The organism is Ezakiella sp., from assembly GCF_034180565.1.
Lineage (GTDB): Bacteria > Bacillota > Clostridia > Tissierellales > Peptoniphilaceae > Ezakiella.
Genome location: NZ_JAXFOB010000031.1, coordinates 24,586 through 43,153, shown reverse-complemented (window position 1 = coordinate 43,153; position 18,568 = coordinate 24,586). Strand labels below are relative to the sequence as shown.

The 18,568-nt window shown below is 38.0% G+C and carries 12 protein-coding genes, 1 tRNA gene and 1 pseudogene; 12 read left to right on the top strand and 2 right to left on the bottom strand.

What is annotated here, in order from left to right; translation table 11 throughout:
* The first annotated feature begins 38 nt into the window (after positions 1–38).
* Positions 39–1,442, top strand: a complete 1,404-nt coding sequence (locus tag SPI61_RS06970; protein WP_321137402.1) for a CAMP factor family pore-forming toxin — start codon at positions 39–41, stop codon at positions 1,440–1,442.
* A complete protein-coding gene (locus SPI61_RS06965) occupies positions 1,435–9,099 on the top strand; it encodes a lectin like domain-containing protein (protein WP_321137401.1) in 7,665 nt (2,554 codons plus the stop codon). Before SPI61_RS06970 ends, SPI61_RS06965 begins: the two co-directional genes overlap by 8 nt.
* 127 nt (positions 9,100–9,226) lie before the next feature.
* Here SPI61_RS06965 and SPI61_RS06960 read toward each other — a convergent pair.
* Positions 9,227–9,303, bottom strand: a tRNA-Val gene (locus tag SPI61_RS06960).
* Between the two features lie 134 nt (positions 9,304–9,437).
* Between SPI61_RS06960 and SPI61_RS06955 the strand changes: the two genes are divergently transcribed.
* Both SPI61_RS06955 and SPI61_RS06950 read left to right on the top strand, forming a co-directional pair.
* Positions 9,438–9,845 carry a hypothetical protein gene (locus SPI61_RS06955; RefSeq protein ID WP_321137400.1) on the top strand — a complete coding sequence of 136 codons (408 nt, stop codon included), beginning with the start codon at positions 9,438–9,440 and terminating at the stop codon, positions 9,843–9,845.
* 12 nt (positions 9,846–9,857) lie between these two features.
* Positions 9,858–11,015 (top strand): C39 family peptidase, encoded by a 1,158-nt coding sequence (locus SPI61_RS06950; protein WP_321137399.1) that lies wholly within the window; start codon positions 9,858–9,860, stop codon positions 11,013–11,015.
* Between the two features lie 55 nt (positions 11,016–11,070).
* Here the strand turns inward: SPI61_RS06950 and SPI61_RS06945 are convergent, their stop codons facing one another.
* On the bottom strand, positions 11,071–11,976 hold the full coding sequence (locus tag SPI61_RS06945; RefSeq protein WP_321137398.1) for a DUF4300 family protein: 906 nt from the start codon (positions 11,974–11,976) through the stop codon (positions 11,071–11,073).
* 224 nt (positions 11,977–12,200) lie between these two features.
* On the opposite strand from SPI61_RS06945, the pseudogene yedE reads away from it, so the two are divergent.
* From yedE to SPI61_RS06905, 8 genes and pseudogenes are all read left to right on the top strand, one after another.
* Positions 12,201–13,252: pseudogene (gene yedE / locus SPI61_RS06940) on the top strand (YedE family putative selenium transporter).
* Positions 13,252–13,452, top strand: coding sequence for a sulfurtransferase TusA family protein (locus SPI61_RS06935; RefSeq protein ID WP_321137397.1), 201 nt, complete (start codon positions 13,252–13,254; stop codon positions 13,450–13,452). The pseudogene yedE and the gene SPI61_RS06935 overlap by 1 nt, the downstream one beginning before the upstream one ends.
* Positions 13,453–13,565: 113 nt before the next feature.
* A complete protein-coding gene (locus SPI61_RS06930; protein WP_321137396.1) occupies positions 13,566–13,799 on the top strand; it encodes a DUF3343 domain-containing protein in 234 nt (77 codons plus the stop codon).
* Positions 13,800–13,911: 112 nt separating this feature from the next.
* Positions 13,912–14,733, top strand: coding sequence for a hypothetical protein (locus SPI61_RS06925; RefSeq protein ID WP_321137395.1), 822 nt, complete (start codon positions 13,912–13,914; stop codon positions 14,731–14,733).
* Between the two features lie 12 nt (positions 14,734–14,745).
* Positions 14,746–15,966 (top strand): aminopeptidase, encoded by a 1,221-nt coding sequence (locus SPI61_RS06920; RefSeq protein WP_321137394.1) that lies wholly within the window; start codon positions 14,746–14,748, stop codon positions 15,964–15,966.
* 8 nt (positions 15,967–15,974) lie between these two features.
* Positions 15,975–16,961 (top strand): hypothetical protein, encoded by a 987-nt coding sequence (locus SPI61_RS06915; RefSeq protein WP_321137393.1) that lies wholly within the window; start codon positions 15,975–15,977, stop codon positions 16,959–16,961.
* Positions 16,961–18,049, top strand: coding sequence for a cation diffusion facilitator family transporter (locus tag SPI61_RS06910; RefSeq protein WP_321137392.1), 1,089 nt, complete (start codon positions 16,961–16,963; stop codon positions 18,047–18,049). Before SPI61_RS06915 ends, SPI61_RS06910 begins: the two co-directional genes overlap by 1 nt.
* Positions 18,016–18,558, top strand: coding sequence for a dihydrofolate reductase (locus SPI61_RS06905; RefSeq protein ID WP_321137391.1), 543 nt, complete (start codon positions 18,016–18,018; stop codon positions 18,556–18,558). Before SPI61_RS06910 ends, SPI61_RS06905 begins: the two co-directional genes overlap by 34 nt.
* Positions 18,559–18,568 lie beyond the last annotated feature (10 nt).

Genomic DNA, 18,568 nt, shown 5'->3' with positions numbered 1-18,568 from the left:
ACTGGGGCAATCCCCTTATATTTTTTATGGAGGAAGATATGAAAAAAGATTTTTTTAAGAAAATGATAATATATGTTTTAGTATCTTCTATGATTTTTGCTTATACTCCTACTGTTTTATATTCAAATGATGATTTTGAAATTGATTCAGGTAATGTTTTTATGAATCTAAGCGAAAAGGATATTATAGAGGGTGGCGAAATTGTAGAACGACCGAACAAGCCGCTGGGAATTAAAAATGTAACTCAGTTACAAGCGGCACAATCTGCTTTGAAGGCCGTTTCTGAACAAACTTGTTATGATTTGCCGGCTCAAGCTTTTCAACATAATCCAAACGCAGTATATGAACTTACTTCAATTGCTTCAAGGGTTAAATTAATAGGCGTTGTTATTAAGTTTATTAAGAGAATTACAACTGAAGGAATTTACAAAGTTCAAGAAGTGCACAATATTGCTGCAAGAGAATCTTTTGTCGCAGTTATGACGGCAATTAATATTTTCAGCGGCAGAAAAGCTGTTGACGATTGTATCGAAAAGATGGAAAATTTGGCTGATGAGCTTATGACTTATCCGGATTTGACAGCTAAAGATCAAGCGACAGTTTACATTAAGCGTATTTTTTATCGAGACATGGCAGAAGCCAGAAGATATATTTCAAGATATAATGACGCGGACAACGGAGACTATGGAGTAAGGGGAAAAGAACAATATGTTCAAGATGCATATCGTGAGGAACTTACATCTATCAATCGTTTAGTCTCAGGCCAAGTAAGGGTTGAGCAAGTTGTTGAAGCGGACAATGTTTTAAAATCTCTCGTTGCAAGTTCACTTCTTTCGGAAGAATATGCTCCGTCAAATAAGTGGCTTACAAGAACGGCAGACAGAGAAATAAATGAAATTCAACAAATTAGAAACAAGATGTACAGATATTTTTCTGTAGAAGATAGAAGACTTATAGACGGGAAATTAGCACAAACAAGAAAAATCAGAGCTGATAGAAATAGAACATATGATAAAGTTGCCAATGCGATTTATGATTTGAGAGAAGTTATGGATGATTTGGCAATAAAATATCATGACAATTTTAAAGAAGAATACGAACTTGTAAATGGAAACAGATTGCAATGGTACGCTTTTTATCTTCCAAGTCCTTATATGGACCCGGGAGTTTTAGACGGCATTCCATGGTATCAAAACACAAGTTTCGATTTCGAGCCTAAGGGTTTCGAGCCGGATAACAATGTACCTTTGGTTGTCGGATTTAAAAACGGCAGAGTAATGTATGGAAACTATTCGGACTGGAGAAGCAAAAGAAAGGCTTTGAAAGCATACGAACAAGTTGTAAATCCGGACTTCGAAGATCCGGACAGCGTAGAGCCTGATTTTAATGTTAACGATGACGGTGGAGGAATTGTAATTACCACCGATTTAGGAAATGAGTGATTTTATGAAGAGTTATAAGTATAGTAATTTCAATAAAGTTATAGTCTTTCTACTCGCGGTATTTATGTTACCGCTTAATTACTATAGAGCTTTTGCTGCAGATGATAGCGATGACAATATAATTCTCATTGATACTGACAAATTCGACGAAACTTTTAATGACGATGAAATTTCGGAAGAGATATCGACCGTTGTTATTAATGAAGAAAGACTCGACAACGAAAATGGCGAAGCTCCTGAAGAAGAGCCGCTAAGTCCGGATTTTAACGAATATGAAGACAGAGCACCGTCGACAGAATTCAAGGGACTTAGACCGAGCCCTGTAAAAATTAATACGAATTATGATTTACTCGAAGAAGACAGAACGATTTATCCGATGATGTTTATGGCAAGAAGCGTAAGCCTCGATCAATCGAATTACGATTTGAGAAATTTAGGCAGATTGTCATCTGTTAAGGACCAAGGACCTAACGGTTCATGTTGGGCTTTTGCAACATATTCATCGGCAGAATCCGTTTTACTTCCAAAAGAATCACTCGATTTCTCGGAAAAGAGTTTGAGAAATAATCACGGTTTTGACTGGAGTCCTGACGAAGGCGGAAACCTTTCGATGGCAACTGCTTATTTAGCAAGATGGTCGGGACCTGTTTTGGAAAAGGACGACCCATATGACATCTATGGATATAATTCTCCGAAAAACTTGCCGAGAGCAAAAGATTTAAACAAAGTAATTTATTATCCATCAAAAAAGGATGCGCTCTCAACCCAAAAGATTATTAAAAAGGCAATTATGGACTATGGTGCAGTTTACAGTCCTATAAGCTATGACAATTATTTTTTGAACAAGAGAACTTTTGCTCACTATGACACGAGATCTGCAAACCCGAATCACGCTGTTACAATTGTGGGCTGGGATGATAACTACAGTCGTAGAAATTTTTTGACCCTACCGCCGAGAAACGGAGCATGGCTCGTTAAAAACTCATTTGGAACCAAGTGGGGAATGGGCGGTTTTTATTGGGTATCTTACTACGACAAACAAATTGCGAATGACGCAGCAGTTTTTGTTATGGGAGATATAGTTCCATATCAAAAAATATATCAATACGATGAACTCGGTTTTTCAACCTCGATCGGATATGGTGAAACCGGTTATTTTGCTAACCAATTCGGACCGCTTGAAGAAGATGAATATTTGACAGATGTCGGTTTTTATGCTCCTTCAAACAGCGCTGAATACGATGTGTATTTAGTTGACGACACCGGCGCAAAGGGTCTCACCGACGGAGTTAGAGTTGCATCGGGCATGCTCGATTATGCGGGATACTATAAAATTCCGGTTGAACGCACAAAAATGAAAAAGGATTCTAAATTTGCAGTTGTTGTAAAATTAAAGACTCCTAAACACAATTATCCGATTGCAATTGAAAAAAATATCAGATCTTATTCATCAAAAGCTACCGCAAATGATGGAGAAGGATTTATTTCAAAAGACGGTGTAAACTTTACGGACTTGAACAAGCAAATAAAAAATGCAAGTGTTTGTTTGAAAGCTTTTACAATTCCTAAGGATAAAATCAATATTGATGACAAAGACACTGTAAAAATTAAGAATCTTGAAATAAGCCCTCGTATGGTAAAGATGAACATTGACGAAGAATTTATTCCAAATGTTACCATCATGCCGTCAAACGCAACCAACAAAGATTTGAAATGGCAATCAAGCGACAATACTATTGTAGAGGTAGTTGACGGAAAGCTTCACGCCGTTGGATACGGAGAAGCTACAATCACAGCTACCACAACAGACAACTCGTATATTTCCGATTCAATTCGCGTTTTGGTAAGCGACGAAGGCGTCAAATATAAAGCAAGTATTTTGAGCCAAAGATCAACTTATGTTCAAGGTGAAAATGCGATATTTGATGTTAGGTTGAGAGACCAAAACGAAAGAACTTTGCCTAACAAGGAAATGGAAATTCTTATTTTAACGCCGCACAACACAAAGATTTCGTGCAATGTTACTACAGACGCTTCCGGAACTGCAACTATGAGAACGCAGTTTGACAAGATGGCACCTATCGGTAAATATACAATCAAAGCAATTTACAAAGGCGAGGTTGTCGGGGTCAATCTCATCAGCGTAAAGAGTGCAAAGTTTGAGCCGGACCTTTCAAACCCGGTAATTATTAATCACAATATTTTGAACAACAGAATCAGAACCAATACTGATTTTGAATTTACGGCAAATTTAAAGGATAAACATGAACGAATTATAAGATATGGTACATGTGAAGCCGTTCTTTACGACGGCGATATGGAAATTGCCAAGATGTCGAAATACACAGACAGAAATGGTAATGCAAGCTTTAAATTTAACGGCAATTTGTTCTCACACGAAGGAAATTACAATCTTGTCATAAACGGCTCATACGGTTCGATGGACAGAATCCCTGTTACCGTAGATTTGATTGCCGACGACAACGCTCCGGACATTATGAAACTGAACATCGATGTTAAGAGCGACAAAGAAAGTTATTTTGCAGGAAAAGAAAATGCGAAAATCAGCGTTTCGGTAAAAGATGATGCAAGAAATCCGATTCCTTATGCGGATTTAAAAATTAAAGCAATCGACCCTGAAGGCAGACAATATAATGCAAAATTAAAGACAAATGAAAAGGGATTTGCAAATTTCACAATCAATCTCAGTAAAAATGCAAGACCGGGACAATTTACGATTGAAGTGGACGCTACTAAAAACGGATATTTGGAAGCCGCAGGAAAAGCTAATTTCATAGTTAAAAAAGACGGAAAATATCTTGTGGCAAAACTTTCTTCAAGAAAGAAACAATATTCGATTAACGAACAGGCTTATATCACACTGAATGTTACGGACAATGAGAATTCACCTGTTAGAGTAGCTGATGTTATCTTTACAATTTCAGGACCGGGCGGCACAAAGACAGAGCTAAGAAAGAGAACTGACTACTATGGTCAGGCAACTATGTTTATTACGCCGAATTCATACACTTCCGAAGGTGACTATGTCATCGAAGCATTTGTAAGCTCAGAAGATTTCCCGTCAACGTCGACAACTCTTGCAGTAAGATTTGGGGAAAGTGTGTATGAAGGACAAAGTTTGATTGTAACTGTAAGAAATGAAAAGGATGTTTTCTTCGATACGGAAACTCCGAAAGTAAATTTCTTAATTGAAAATCAAAACAATGTTTCAGTTCCGAACGCAAGCATTAACCTTACAATTGTAAGTCCTGACGGTCAAAAATCAGTTGAGCAGGTTTATGCCGACGATTACGGTAAGGCCACATGGATTATGAAAAAAGCACCGGTTGTGGGTGTATATGAAATAAGAAGCGAAGTTTCAAAGCTTGGATATGAAAACAATATTGCAAGCACAAAATTTGAAGTTATCCCGCTTCCTGTGACACCGGTAATTCACTTGGATGCTAATTTTGATAAAGATGTCTATGAAAAAGGTGACGCAATCGCACTTAAAATAATTGCAGCTGACAACGACAACAATCCTGTCAAAGAAGCAAATGTTTTAATCACAAGCATTGAAAATCCGGATGAAAAATTTGAACTCACAACTGATGAAAAAGGAATTGCTGTATTTGAATACAAAAACACGGACAGAATAGGAAAATACGAATTCAATGTTTCCATTACAAAAGAAAATCATATTTCTACAAACAAGAATTATGCAGTTTTCGTAAAGGAAAAAGAAGCGGATGAACCTGATGAGTCGGTTGTTTTCAAGGAAGTAAATGCAGCTGAAGCTTTTAAACTTACTAATTCGGGCGTTGCAAAAGTTTTAGACTTTAGAAGCAAGTCTGAATATATCGACGAAAAAATAGAAAATTCAGTAAATTACGACAAAAATGATAAATATTTCACTCAATTTATCAAATCACTCAGTAAAAATAACGGCTATGTAGTTATGCTGAGCGACGAAACCGGCGTGGATGAAGTTGTTCAACTATTAAAAGACGAAGAATTTAAAGAAATCTATGTTTTAAGAGGCGGATTCAAGGCTTGGAAAGAAGCGGGAAATCCAACTGTTGAAACAACGGACAAGAGAGAAATTAAGATTAATTTAGTCGGCAATGCAAGCGCTGTTAAAAAAGGCGACAAGTTGATTTTAAATCTTGAAGCTGTTGACCGCTATGGAAATTATCTAAAAGATTTGGATGCAAATATTAAAATTCAAGATAAAATCGGAAACACTTTCATAAATAAGAATATTGTTTTTGATGAGCTCGGAAAATCCGTTTTTGAATTTGAAATCGAGCCGACTCTACGCTTTGGAAGCTACAAGTTTACCGTTGAAGCTAACAAGCCGAATTACGAAAAAGGTGCAAATGCATTTATTTTCGATATAAGTTCGTCGACGAAGTTGATTTCAGATGCAAGTTTTGAAGATGCAGATAAACAAAATAAATTCTCTCACTTGAAAGACAAGACTTTTGCAAAGAAATATTACGGTAAGAATATGCTCGCTGAAAAATTATTTGACGGCGAAAATAAATCGAGCTATATTTATTCGGGTTTAGACATCGACAGTCCGACATTCGTTTTATATTTCAACAACTCTTCAAGTATTGAAAACTTGAAAAAATTTGCAAGCGTCGAGCACATCGGTTACAATTTTATCGCTGTAAGTGCTGATAAAAATATGTTTGAAAACATTAAAAAGACTGAAAAGATGATTGAAGCAGAAAAGATTTCAAGAGTTAAATCAAGTGTATTTTTCAACAAAGACACCGAAAAACTCGGCAAAGTTTTGATGCTCGACAAATTCGGAAATGTCGTAAATATTTTTGAAAATGTTGACTTGCTTGAAATCAAGGGTGTGGCAAAGAGAGATTTGAATCTCGAATTCAGCACAAATTTTGTAGAACCTGATGAAGAAGTCGATGAAAAATTGGAAGCTATTATCACTGCGGAAACTTCAAAGGAAGTATACAATCGCGGAGATATCGTTGATATATTTGTTGAGATGAAAGATGCGGTTACAAAAAAACCTATTTCAAACAGAAATATCAAATACACTTTAAGAGACCCGAAGGGAAGAGTAGCGACATATATGCGTCAAACCAATGACATTGGAAGACACAGACTACGTGTTGCAGTCGGTGAAAAGGGAACTATCGGAGACTACAAAGTCTTTGTTGAACTTTTGGATTCAAGATATCCGAACGCCGGCGCAATGACGGGCTATACTGTCAGTGACGGAACGAGTGTAAATAAAAAGAATATGAAACCGCAACTCAAGATGGAAAAACCGGTCAAGATGCAAGGCGAAGACTATCGCTTCAGACTAAAAACAAAAGATGTTGAAGGAAATATCGTAGCATTTTCCAATTTGACCCTTTCACTTAAAAACCTAAATGGTGACATCGAACGCTCATATCAATTTATGGCAAACGACAACGGACAAATTGAAAGCTCTTTCAAAGTTCCGACGACATTGAAACCGGGAAAATATATTTTGAATATAACTATTGAAGCAAGCGGCTACAAGAAACTGTCGCAAGATATAGATTTTGAAATATTGAAAAATCCTGATATAGTTTCAGAAGACGACAAGCCTATTGAAATCGAAACGGTTCCGATGAGTTTTGAAGAACACGATAACAGAGGAGACTATGTCCACCTCACAGATGCACAAAAGAAACAAATCAAGGCTAAATTCGGCACAAGTTTAGCAGAAAAGACTGTTTCAAGTTATGACAACGAAAATGTTGAGTTCAGCAAGTATTTGGACGGCAATAAGCCGATGCTCGTTCTTTTGGGAGACCATGGAAGAAGCGATTCAAATAAGATGTGGCTTGATTTCATAAGAAACAAATCCGACGACTACAATTTCGTATGCGCATATGTTGCAGGCTCAAATTCGCAATTGCAAACATTTGTTGAAATGTGGAAATTCCAAAATGATTCCGACAAATTCATCACAAGAGGTTCAGTTTTAAATGGAGTTGCTCCAAACACAAGACCGTTTATTATGTATCTTGACAAATATGGAAAGCTTGTAAACATCTATCCATATCAAAGATTTGATGAAGCTGTAAATATATTTGAAAAAACAGTAAAAGGCACTGATGCACTCGTTGGTGAAGATGACGGTAAAGTTGAGACTGTCGAAGTAACATTTGTTGCAGACAGAAAGACTGTCGTCAAAGTGAACGTCGGAGAAAAGGTAATATTACCTGAGGAACCGGTAAAAGAAGGCTATAAATTCGAAGGATGGTTTACGGATTCGGAATTTAAAAATGCATTTGATGTAAATACTCTTGTAAAAGAAGATATGACCCTTTATGCAAAATTCGTGAAGAACCCTGAACCTGAAGTACCGACACCGGATGAACCGGAAGCACCGACACCGGATGAACCTGAAGTACCGACACCGGATGAACCGGAAGCACCGACACCGGATGAACCTGAAGTGCCGACACCTGACGAACCGGAAGTGCCGACACCGGATGAACCGGAAGTACCGACACCGGACGAACCTGAAGTGCCGACACCGGACGAACCTGAAGTACCGACACCGGATGAACCTGAAGACGATTTTGAAATTGTTTTACCGGAACTCGCTTCCGATCCGTTTGAATTAAAGGTTAAAGATTTTGCAGCGATGAAAGCAAATGCTGAAATTTGCGATTTGTCCGACGACGATTTAAGCTTACTTGAAAGAAAATTTGGAATCGACTACGGATATCTTGCACTATACAATGACAAGTTGGCCAGAGTTTCGGATTTTGAAAACAAGGGCAAATCTACAATCATGCTCATCGGAGATTACGACGACAAAGAAACCATAAAGATGTGGAAAGACGGAGTCGAAATCGATAGAGCTAAATTCAATGTCATTCTTGCAAACAACTCGAACAACTACAATGAATACAAAGAAATTGTCGCAGACAGTCAATTCGCTGAGCAAAAAGGCGATCTATACAGAAACGGAATAATCGCAAGAAATCAAGTTACACGCTCAAAAGAACCGTATATCATTGCTCTTGACAGAAATGGAAATATGCTCAATGCGGCTCCTTATACACGTGACAATTTGAAATTGATTTTAAATTCGGCAATCAACAGTTTAGCTACAAGGGAAACTTTGGATGCGACAGGCAAACCTATTATGCTAAGCATGCTCACAGAAGCTCATTTGCTCGATGGAATGGATGACAGAATGAAGAATATTTTTGGCTCCAGATTCGGAACAGATTGGGGCAACTATGTACTCTTTAACATCGACAACAAATCGACAAGACTGAAAGACTTGACGGAAAATGATGGACAAAAGATTATTGTTTTCGCTGAAGGAAAAGTTTTGAATGCGCGCGAATTTAAGGAAGCAGAAAATGAATTGAGAGGTTTTAATTCGTTCTATGCTATTTCAACCGGCGGACAAAGAGAATTAAGTCTAATATCCATGCTTGGTGGAAACCTTGCAATTAGAGACAGATTATACAGAAACGGAGTTGCTCCTATGGTTAAGAATCTGTTCTCGGCAAAATCATTTATTATATTGGATAAAAACAATAAATTGATTTATGCAAGCCCTTATCGCGATGTAAAAGAAATCTCTGAAATCGCAAACAAATTGCAAAATGCTTATGTAATAAAATAAGATTTTAAAATATCTATGGGGGAAACCTCATAGATATTTTTTTGGTTAAAAAAGCGGCGCACAACTAAAACTATACCGCAAATTTATTTAGGCAAAAAAATAAGTGCTCCCGCGGGAACACTTTCTTTGGTGGACTGTACAAGATTCGAACTTGTGACCTCTACGATGTCAACGTAGCGCTCTAACCAACTGAGCTAACAGTCCATATTTAATACATTTAAAAGTATATCATAAAAACTTTTATATGTCAATGATTTTTTAAAAAATGATTAAATTTAAGTGGAGCATAAAAAAGATTTGTGGTATAATTAAGTCAGTACAATAAAAAGGAGAATATTATGGTAAATTATGAAGACAAAATGCAATTGTTCTTTTCGTGTTTGCTGAAGAGTAAAATGAATTTATTTTCTATTGCAAATATGGTGAAGGACAAAAGAATCACGAATTTGATTGACGGAATTAATGAAACTGAAAATCTTATCTATCTCATTTGTATGGAGCGCGGCGTGAACATAAGTTTTGATTTAAACACTTGCGAGTCGCTTGCGGACTACAGTTACAGATTGATGGAAATTACGACCGCTGAGGAATACAAAGAGGAAGTTAGAAAGATTTCAACTCATATCTGTCAACATTTCGGAGAAATAATAAGAGCACATTCCGAAACCAACGAATTTCATATTGTGTATGAATTTTCGAAGGCTTCAAACGCATTCTACAAGGCTGCGAGAGAAATTTATTTATAAGAGGTAATGTTTATGAAAAGGTTATTGGTTATTTTAGCAATTGTGTTTGCCGGTTTTTCAATCTTCGGATGCAAAAAAGCGGACGCACCAAAAGATGAAACAAAGAATGTCGAAACTGAAGAAGTGAAAACTGACGACAAAAACGAAACTGAAGAAAACAAGACGGACGAAAGTAAAACTGAAGAAACATCGGACATCGATTTTGACGGAGTTACAAGTGTAAAGCTTCCGATGAGCGATGTCTCGTATGAAACGGTTGACGTTGATGGAAAGAAATATGTTGATTTGGCGGAGTTCGGACAATATATGGAGCTTTCAAAAAACAGATACACATATAAAATTGACAAAGAAAAGAAGACCATCAGATTCAAACTTGAAATCGTTTCAAAGGACAAGTGGAGTGACCCTGTCGATGCAACCGGACTTCAACCTGAAAAATATACGCTCAAAGTTAAAAATGAAAAAGTTGAAGATGCTAATGTAATTTTAAAGGACGATAAAAATGCACTCGTCGATTTGATGAGCATGGCACATCTTTTGAAATTCTCATACAAAGACGGCGAAATGATTTTTGACGACGCCGACGATTTGAAGGCCGAAGTCGCACATAACAGAGACTATGAATGGTATATGGACCAAGGGCACACCGGAAAATACAGCGACGGCAACTGCGGACCGACGTCAATGGCGATGATTTTAAAATGGCTCGACCCGAACAGCACCGCAACCGGCGAATCGCTCAGGGATGAAATTCCAAACGACGGCGATTGGTGGACCACAAATATTTTCGACAGCTATTTTGAATCGAACAATATGAACATCGAAGATGCGCTCTACAAGAGTCCGGAAACGATTACGGACCTTTTAAACAACGGTGACATCGTACTTGTATGTATAAAGATGGGAGAAATTTCACCGAACAGAAATCCGAATTCGTCAAATATCGGAAGATTTTACGGTTTTGACGGCGGACATTTCCTTTTGATTAAGGGCTACAGAATTGTCGACGGCAAACTCTACTACGAAGTTTACGACCCGAACAACTGGGATATGAAATACGATAACGGCGAGCCGATGGGCAAGGACCGTTTGTATCTTGCAACTGAAATGGACAAGGCAATCACGACTTGGTGGTCCGGAATTTACGGCATCAAGCCGCTCGGAAAATAAAAATAAGGCTTTAGAATATCTACGGAGAGTTTAAATCCATAGATATTCTAGAGCCTTATTTATTTTGGATTTTATCGTATTCCGGATTTTGACGGAAATTTTTCATGAGCGAGCCGTTTTCAAAGATAAACGGGCGCGTGGTTTTTTGGTTGTATTCAATGTCATATTTTTCCATAAGATAGTCAGAGAGCTCGGTGCGGCTGTTTACGATGACTGCTTGATATGGCTCATTGAATGAAAGTTTTTCAATGAACATGAGCTTGTCATCAAACGGAACCAGGACTCCGGTGTGACCGATGAATAATATATTTCCGTCTATTTCGTCGTCGTTGTGGAACCATACTGAAATAATTTTTGCGTCAATTTTGTCGTTCCATTTTATTCCGCGCGAGTTTACGGCTTTTTTGATTTCGGCAATCTGGTCTTTTTTGTCGGTGCTGATTTTTGCTTTGACCGGCGCAAAATATGTTTCGAATTTCGTTGTTTCATCTTTTGTAAAGAGCTCCGGAAATTCGTTTTCGAGTGAATTTTTGTCGAAGTCGAGAGTGCTTGTGTTGTCGCTTTTTACTCTTTTGATTTCGATGTTTCCGAGGAGCAGCTCGAATGTGTTTATTCTGCAGTTTGAGCCGATTTTATTTTCGGTTTTGTAAAATTCATCGACGGTTTTTGTGTAGTCGGTTTTTATATTTTCAGTTTCCACGAATCCATTTTTGTATGGAAGTTCTCCGTTCACGTCTTCATTGTACGATTTTACCATTTCCATAAATTTGTCGACTCTTTTCTCTTCGAGTCCGCTTTCGATGAGTTTGTCGCGACAAATTGTTCGGTCTTCTTCGGATGAGATGTTTGAAACTTTTATTTTTTCAATAGGTTGTGCGCTTTCGTCTTTGCAACCGGTGATTAGATAGACAAGGCTTGCGAATATTGTAAATATTATTAATATGTTTTTTGTTGTTTTCATATTTCCTCCTTCGCATTATTTGTGTTTCATTAATTGCGGCATTGTCGCCACTGATAAATATTACAATATAATCATATAAAAATCAAGTGTAGCAAATCACATTTAACCATTTGTAATCTTTAGTATAGATTTATGTTATAGGTTTTTATAAATTTATTATGTTTATCTATTGGTAATTATTGTTATGTTGTATTATAATATATGTTATAAGGAGGTTTTATACTATGAAGAAGAGAAATCTTTCGCTTTTAATAGGCGGACTTATCATTGGTGCAATCGGAGCACTTTTGGTATACTTCGGAAATCCTGGAAATATGGGAATATGTGTCGCATGTTTCTGGAGAGACGTTGCCGGCGCTGTCGGACTTCACAAGGCACCGGTCGTTCAATATTTGAGACCTGAAATTTTAGGTTTCGTAATCGGAGCATTAATTGCTTCAACACTCAGCAAGGATTTTAAATCCCGCGGCGGTTCAAGCCCTGCATTAAGATTCATTTTAGGATTCTTTTTAATGATCGGAGCTTTAATTTTCCTCGGATGTCCTTTGAGAATGTTACTTAGAATCGGCGGAGGCGATATGAATGCAGTAGTTGGTCTACTCGGTTATGTTGCAGGTATTTTGGTCGGAATTGTTTTCCTTAAAAAAGGATTCAGTCTCGGACGTGCTCACAAACAATCAAAGCTCGGCGGATATGTTATGCCGGCAATTTCAATTGCACTTTTAATTTTATTATTAGTACGTCCTGATTTCATCGCATTCAGCGAAGAAGGACCTGGTTCAAAACACGCCCCGATTATCATTTCACTCGCAGCAGGTCTTATTGTCGGAGTTATTTTACAAAGAACAAGATTATGTACAGCTGCAGGTTTCAGAGATGCTGTTTTAATCAAAGATTATTCACCACTTCTAGGTCTTTGCGGCGTTATTGTGGGTGCACTTGTTTTAAATCTAATTCTCGGACAATTCCATTTTGGATTTGAAAATCAACCTGTTGCACACACAAATCATTTGTGGAATTTCCTCGGTATGGACTTGTAGGTATTTGTTCATGTCTATTGGGCGGATGTCCTATCAGACAAACTATCCTTTCCGGTGAAGGCGACCAAGACGCAGCAGTTGTTGTTTTAGGTCTTATCGTGGGTGCTGCATTTGCACACAATTTCGGACTTGCTTCAAGCGGTAAAGGTGTTACACCGAACGGTATCATTGCAGGAATTATCGGTCTTGTAGTTGTCGTACTCATCGGTCTTTTATGTAGAAGGGAGAAAGCATAATGCTTGATACTAGAGGATATGCATGCCCGGAACCTGTCATTATGACAAAAGATTTGGTTGACAAGGGCGAAAAGAAAATCGAAGTTATGGTTGACACAACCGTTGCGAAGGAAAATGTTTCGAGATTTTTAATTTCGAACGGCTACAAAGTTACGGTAAGTGAAAATAATGATGAATTCACAATTTCAGCAATGAAATAGTTTTTAAAGTTCGCCCTTTATGGGCGAATTTACATATTGACGAATATATTATACACATGCGGTGTTGCAATTCACCACCGATTCCTTGTATAATATAGTAAAGGAGATTTAAGATGATTGTTGTAACATTTCACCAATTGACAGACGCGCTTATGTTTGAAGAAAGCGCAAAGAAAAACGAACCGGAGTTCAGGTTGATTCCGGTTCCGAGAAAGATTTCAAGCTCGTGCGGTCTTGCGGCAAGAACGGCGATGAGTGTTGAAGATGTTCAAAAGATTTTGGATGCGGAGGGCATTGAGTCCGACGGAATTTATAAAGAAGATAATAATGAATATTTAAAACTCTAGTTTTGGCAGGCGACGACCTGCTTTTTTTGTTTGGAAAAACCGTCGATTTAAGTTATTTCTATTGCTTTATCGGGTATATAATTAAGTAGATTTAAAGTAAGGAGGGGTGTTTGTGGATTTAATTAAACTTACTTGTGATTTTGAAGTTTGGAAGATTGCCAACAGTCTTGCCGAAGAGTTTTATCCTGTCAATTATCCTGAGGAAAGAAAGGCCGACAGAGAAAGGCTCATAGATTTTAAGGACGGACTTCGAAATATTAAAAAGTCGAAACATACGCTTGAAAGAAACTTAGAGGAGCTTGAGAAGCTTTTGTCATACTTAAACCCGAAGAGAAGATGGGAGTATTCGGATTTGTCGATGATTGATTCGATTTATAGGATTGAACTCAGAGCGGACGATCTCTTCGACATGATGGAAAGAGGAGATATAAGATTTAAAAAGACTGACGTCTACGATATTTATAGATTTTTATTTGAACATGAAATTTATGACAGAGAAGCGCTTGTATTTTTGGCGAAGGTTTATGAAATAGAGCTGCCGAAAAAAATTGAGTGGTATGAAGCGAGCGACGATTATGAATTTGATGCGTCGGAAATTTCACGTGCGAGAAAGATTTTAAAGGTTGATGTAAAAGATGTAAAGAAAGTTGTGAACGATTCGAGCAAAAAGCCGAAGGCGACCGTAAATAAAGACACGCCGGAAGTAAAGGTCACAACTGTAAAAAAGAAGTCTACAAAGACGACTGCAAATACGGGTAAACCGGCGACTGCGAAAAAGGCTGAGCCGAAGATAAAAAACAAATCAAAATCTGAATCGGCGAGCACAAAAACGTCTCAGAAAAAGTCTGCAGTGAAAACAAAGACAAAAACGGCGGATAAAAAGACGACGACAAAAACAAAAGCTAAAACTAAAACAAATAAAACTGATAAGTAATCTGGAGGAAATATGAACGATAAATTATATGCGGAATTAATAGTAAACAAAGCACTCAATATAAAGGACGGCTCAATTTTAAGAATCAAGGCAAACACCGAAAATTTGCCGTTTGCAAGAGAAGTTGCAAAGATGGCATATGAAAAAGGAGCGGCTGAGGTCAAGGTTAATATAAGAGATGAAGCTCTCGAAAGGCTCAATATGGAGCATATGAGCGAAGAAAGGCTCGAACATTTCGGAGAATACAATCTTGACGAAGCTGTCGACTATGCGGAAGACGGTTGCTTTTATCTCTCTATAACCGGAGGAGATCCGGATTTATTTAAGGGTATCGACCCGAAGAGAATCGCAAAGAGGTCAAAAGCGGTCGGAAAGGTTATGAAGCCTTCAATGAAATACACTATGAACGATATGAACAGCTGGTGCGTTGTCGGATATCCGACAGTCAAATGGGCAAAAAAAGTTTTCCCGGATTTGAGCGACGAAGAAGCTGTGGAAAAATTAAAAGAAGCAATTTTTAAAACTGTCCGCTTGGACAGGGAAGACCCGATGGCTGCATGGGATGAACATTTGAAAAAGCTCGAAGCCCGCGGAAAGAAACTAAACGAGTTACAACTCGATAGACTTCACTACAAAACCGCAAAAGGAACGGACCTCACAATCGGTCTTCCGGAAGGTCACGTTTGGATGGGAGCGGTTTCAGAAGATGACAGAAAGAATATTTTCCTTCCGAATCTGCCGACAGAAGAAATATTTACGGCGCCTGACAAAAACAGAATTGACGGCGTTGTTTATTCAACAAAGCCTCTAAATTTGAGCGGCACAATTGTGGACGAATTCAAAGTTGTGTTTGAAAAAGGCAAGGCGGTTGAAGTGAGCGCAAAGCACGGCGAACAAAATCTTAAGGATTTGATTAAGACCGACGAAGGTTCGTCAAGCCTCGGCGAAGTTGCACTCGTTTCGGTCGAAAGTCCGATAAATCGCTCTGGACTCATTTTTATGAACACACTTTTTGATGAAAATGCAAGCTGCCACTTGGCATTCGGCGCAGCATATCCGACATGTTTAAAGGGCGGCGACAAGATGACGGAAGAAGAACTTGAAAAGCACGGCATAAATGATTCACAAGAACATGTGGACTTTATGGTGGGCGATGAAACACTTGAAATTGTCGGATACGACAAGGAAGGAAAAGAATATAAAATCTTTGAAAATGGAGATTTTGTGATTTAGGTGAGATTATGACTTTTGATAAAAAAATTAGAGATAAATACGCAGCCGGTGGCTACGGAATAGGAAGTATTTTTAAGGACACGATAAAATTTGTAAATAAAAATGCGTTACTTGTTGTGATTATTTTTTCGATTATCGTTTCGATAATCCCGGCAATAACGGGCGACGGATTTTTGATTGAAAGGGAAAATGCGATTGAGGGCGAGGTCGAAGGACTTAAATCTGAAATTGAAACCACAAGTCCGACGGCGGCGGTTCAAAGAATTCTGGAAAGCATTGCAACCATAACATTTTTGGTATATTTTTTCAGAAAAGCAAAGGGAATCGAAGATAGCGAACCGGGAGTTTATGGCAAAGCGGTTGGAAAATCGATTTTGATGTCGATGTTTTTGGCGCTGATTGCGATCTTCCCGCTTATGCTCTTCGTGATTATTACTATGTATATGCCGATATTTATGGCGGTAGTTGCATTTCTAGGAATTGTTTTTGCATATTTCATTTCAACTGCGGAAATTGCAGTTGTAAACAATCCGGAAAGAAAGATTATGGAATCGCTTAGAATCGCTTTCGACACATTCAAGAAGCCGGGATATATAAAGAGCGTGCTTTTAATTGCACTCATAACTTTTGTTCTCACATTCGGAATGATTTCAGTGCTCAATTTTGCAGTATTCGGCAATTTTGAATTCGGAAAAACCTTGGACATGATATCAAAGATTTTCGAATCCGGAGCGGGCGGTCATATACTCATTTTCTTTATATCTTTTGTATTCAACTTTATCGGATACTATTTCAATGCATTTGTTGCATCCGCTTATCTCATTTACTCGGAAATCAATGACGATTTTGAGGAAGGTATTGAAAGTTTCGAGGAATACAAGGAAGAAGTTTTGAGGAATTTCGACGAAAGTGAATCCGAAAACAAAAGCAGTTTCTTTGAGGAATACGAAAAGAATTTTTACAGTGGAAAAAATGAAGAGGACGACAATAAATAATGTGGAAAAAACTTATAACAAGTAAAAAAGGCTCCGAGAAAATCGGTGAAATCGGACTTGTTGTTGCACTGGTGCTTGCGATACCGAAAATGATTTTGGGAATCGCGACGGGTTCGATTTCCGTCCTTGCCGACGGGGTAAACAATCTCATGGACAGTTTCGTTTCAATTCTTACCATGGTCGGCATGCGCATGAGCAGAAAACCGATGGACAAGGACCACCCGTACGGACACGATAGAATCGAATATATCACCGGGTTTATTATCTCGGTTGTGACCGCGATTATCGGACTACAGTTTCTTGTAAAGAGTGCGGGCGGCATAATCGATCCACAAAAAACTGAAATCGACACAATCACAAGGGTGTTTATGATTGTGTCAATCGTTTTAAAATCCGTATTTTCGCTTTTAAATCACGAATACTATCTAAATTTTAAAAGCACGATTTTTAAAGCAAATAGACAGGATGCACTTTTTGACGTTGTAATTTCCGCAACTGTTCTCTTTACAAGCTTTTTCTTTGGAAACTATCCGGTCTTGGACTCAGTTGTTGCACTCATAATTTCGCTCATACTTCTTTACTCGGCATACGAAACTTTAAAGGACACAATCTCACCTTTGATTGGTGAAAAGCCGAGCGATAGGGATTTGAAAGCTATTGAAGAAGCGCTAAACAGCTCCGACATGATAAACTCGATTCACAATATTTATGTAGACAGAAAATCAATGGACCACGTTTTTGCGACAGCAGACGTCGAAGTCGACCCGGATTTAACGGTTCGCGAGGCGCATGATGTGATTGAAAGACTCACTGTTGAACTAAAAGAAAAGACAAACATTGACCTTGTTGTTCATATAGAGCCGAAAATCACTGACGAAAAAAGTCTTGAAATAAAACATCGAATCGAAGAAATTTCGGGAGTCAAAGGCGTCCACGATATTATATTGGGCGAAAGCAACATTATAACTGTTGCGATTGATGAAAACAAACTCGATAATCTCGAAGAGATAAAAGAAAATGTTTTGAAAAAATTAAAGGAAAAGGACGACAAAAGATGGATACTAGAGACAGTGGTCGACTTCAAGTAGACCTTGAAACCATAAACAAAAGAATAGAGGACGGTGGCGTTTCAATCATATTGGCGTGCGATTTGAATTATGGAATCGGCATTGACGGCGAAATGCTTTTTTGGATTGACGACGATTTGAAGCGTTTTAAGGAAATAACAATGGGGAAAAATCTCTATATGGGTCGCTCGACTTTTGAATCGACGGGTCCTCTCGAAGGTAGAAAAATGATTGTGCTTTCTTCGAAAAATCCGGAAGGTGCGGACGAAGTCATTCACGACTTCGATGAATTTAGAGAAAGACTTAAAAACGATAAAAACGGTATGCTTATAGGCGGAGCAAACACGGTAAATTCGCTTATTCACGATATTCGATATATGTATCTAACAATCGTTTTGAAAACTTTAAAAGCCGACTCGACACTCTTGGACCCGATAAAAAACGGATTTGTTCTTGAGAGTGAGAGCGAAATAATGATAGATGAAAAAACCGGTTTGAACTATAAATATGTAGTTTTTAAACGGAAATAAAAATTCAAGG

Coding starts and splice junctions, on each gene's coding strand:
- SPI61_RS06970 (WP_321137402.1), top strand. CDS start 39: ATGAAAAAAGATTTTTTTAAGAAAATGATAATATATGTTTTAGTATCT.
- SPI61_RS06965 (WP_321137401.1), top strand. CDS start 1,435: ATGAGTGATTTTATGAAGAGTTATAAGTATAGTAATTTCAATAAAGTT.
- SPI61_RS06955 (WP_321137400.1), top strand. CDS start 9,438: ATGGTAAATTATGAAGACAAAATGCAATTGTTCTTTTCGTGTTTGCTG.
- SPI61_RS06950 (WP_321137399.1), top strand. CDS start 9,858: ATGAAAAGGTTATTGGTTATTTTAGCAATTGTGTTTGCCGGTTTTTCA.
- SPI61_RS06945 (WP_321137398.1), bottom strand. CDS start 11,976: ATGAAAACAACAAAAAACATATTAATAATATTTACAATATTCGCAAGC.
- SPI61_RS06935 (WP_321137397.1), top strand. CDS start 13,252: ATGCTTGATACTAGAGGATATGCATGCCCGGAACCTGTCATTATGACA.
- SPI61_RS06930 (WP_321137396.1), top strand. CDS start 13,566: ATGATTGTTGTAACATTTCACCAATTGACAGACGCGCTTATGTTTGAA.
- SPI61_RS06920 (WP_321137394.1), top strand. CDS start 14,746: ATGAACGATAAATTATATGCGGAATTAATAGTAAACAAAGCACTCAAT.
- SPI61_RS06915 (WP_321137393.1), top strand. CDS start 15,975: ATGACTTTTGATAAAAAAATTAGAGATAAATACGCAGCCGGTGGCTAC.
- SPI61_RS06910 (WP_321137392.1), top strand. CDS start 16,961: ATGTGGAAAAAACTTATAACAAGTAAAAAAGGCTCCGAGAAAATCGGT.
- SPI61_RS06905 (WP_321137391.1), top strand. CDS start 18,016: ATGGATACTAGAGACAGTGGTCGACTTCAAGTAGACCTTGAAACCATA.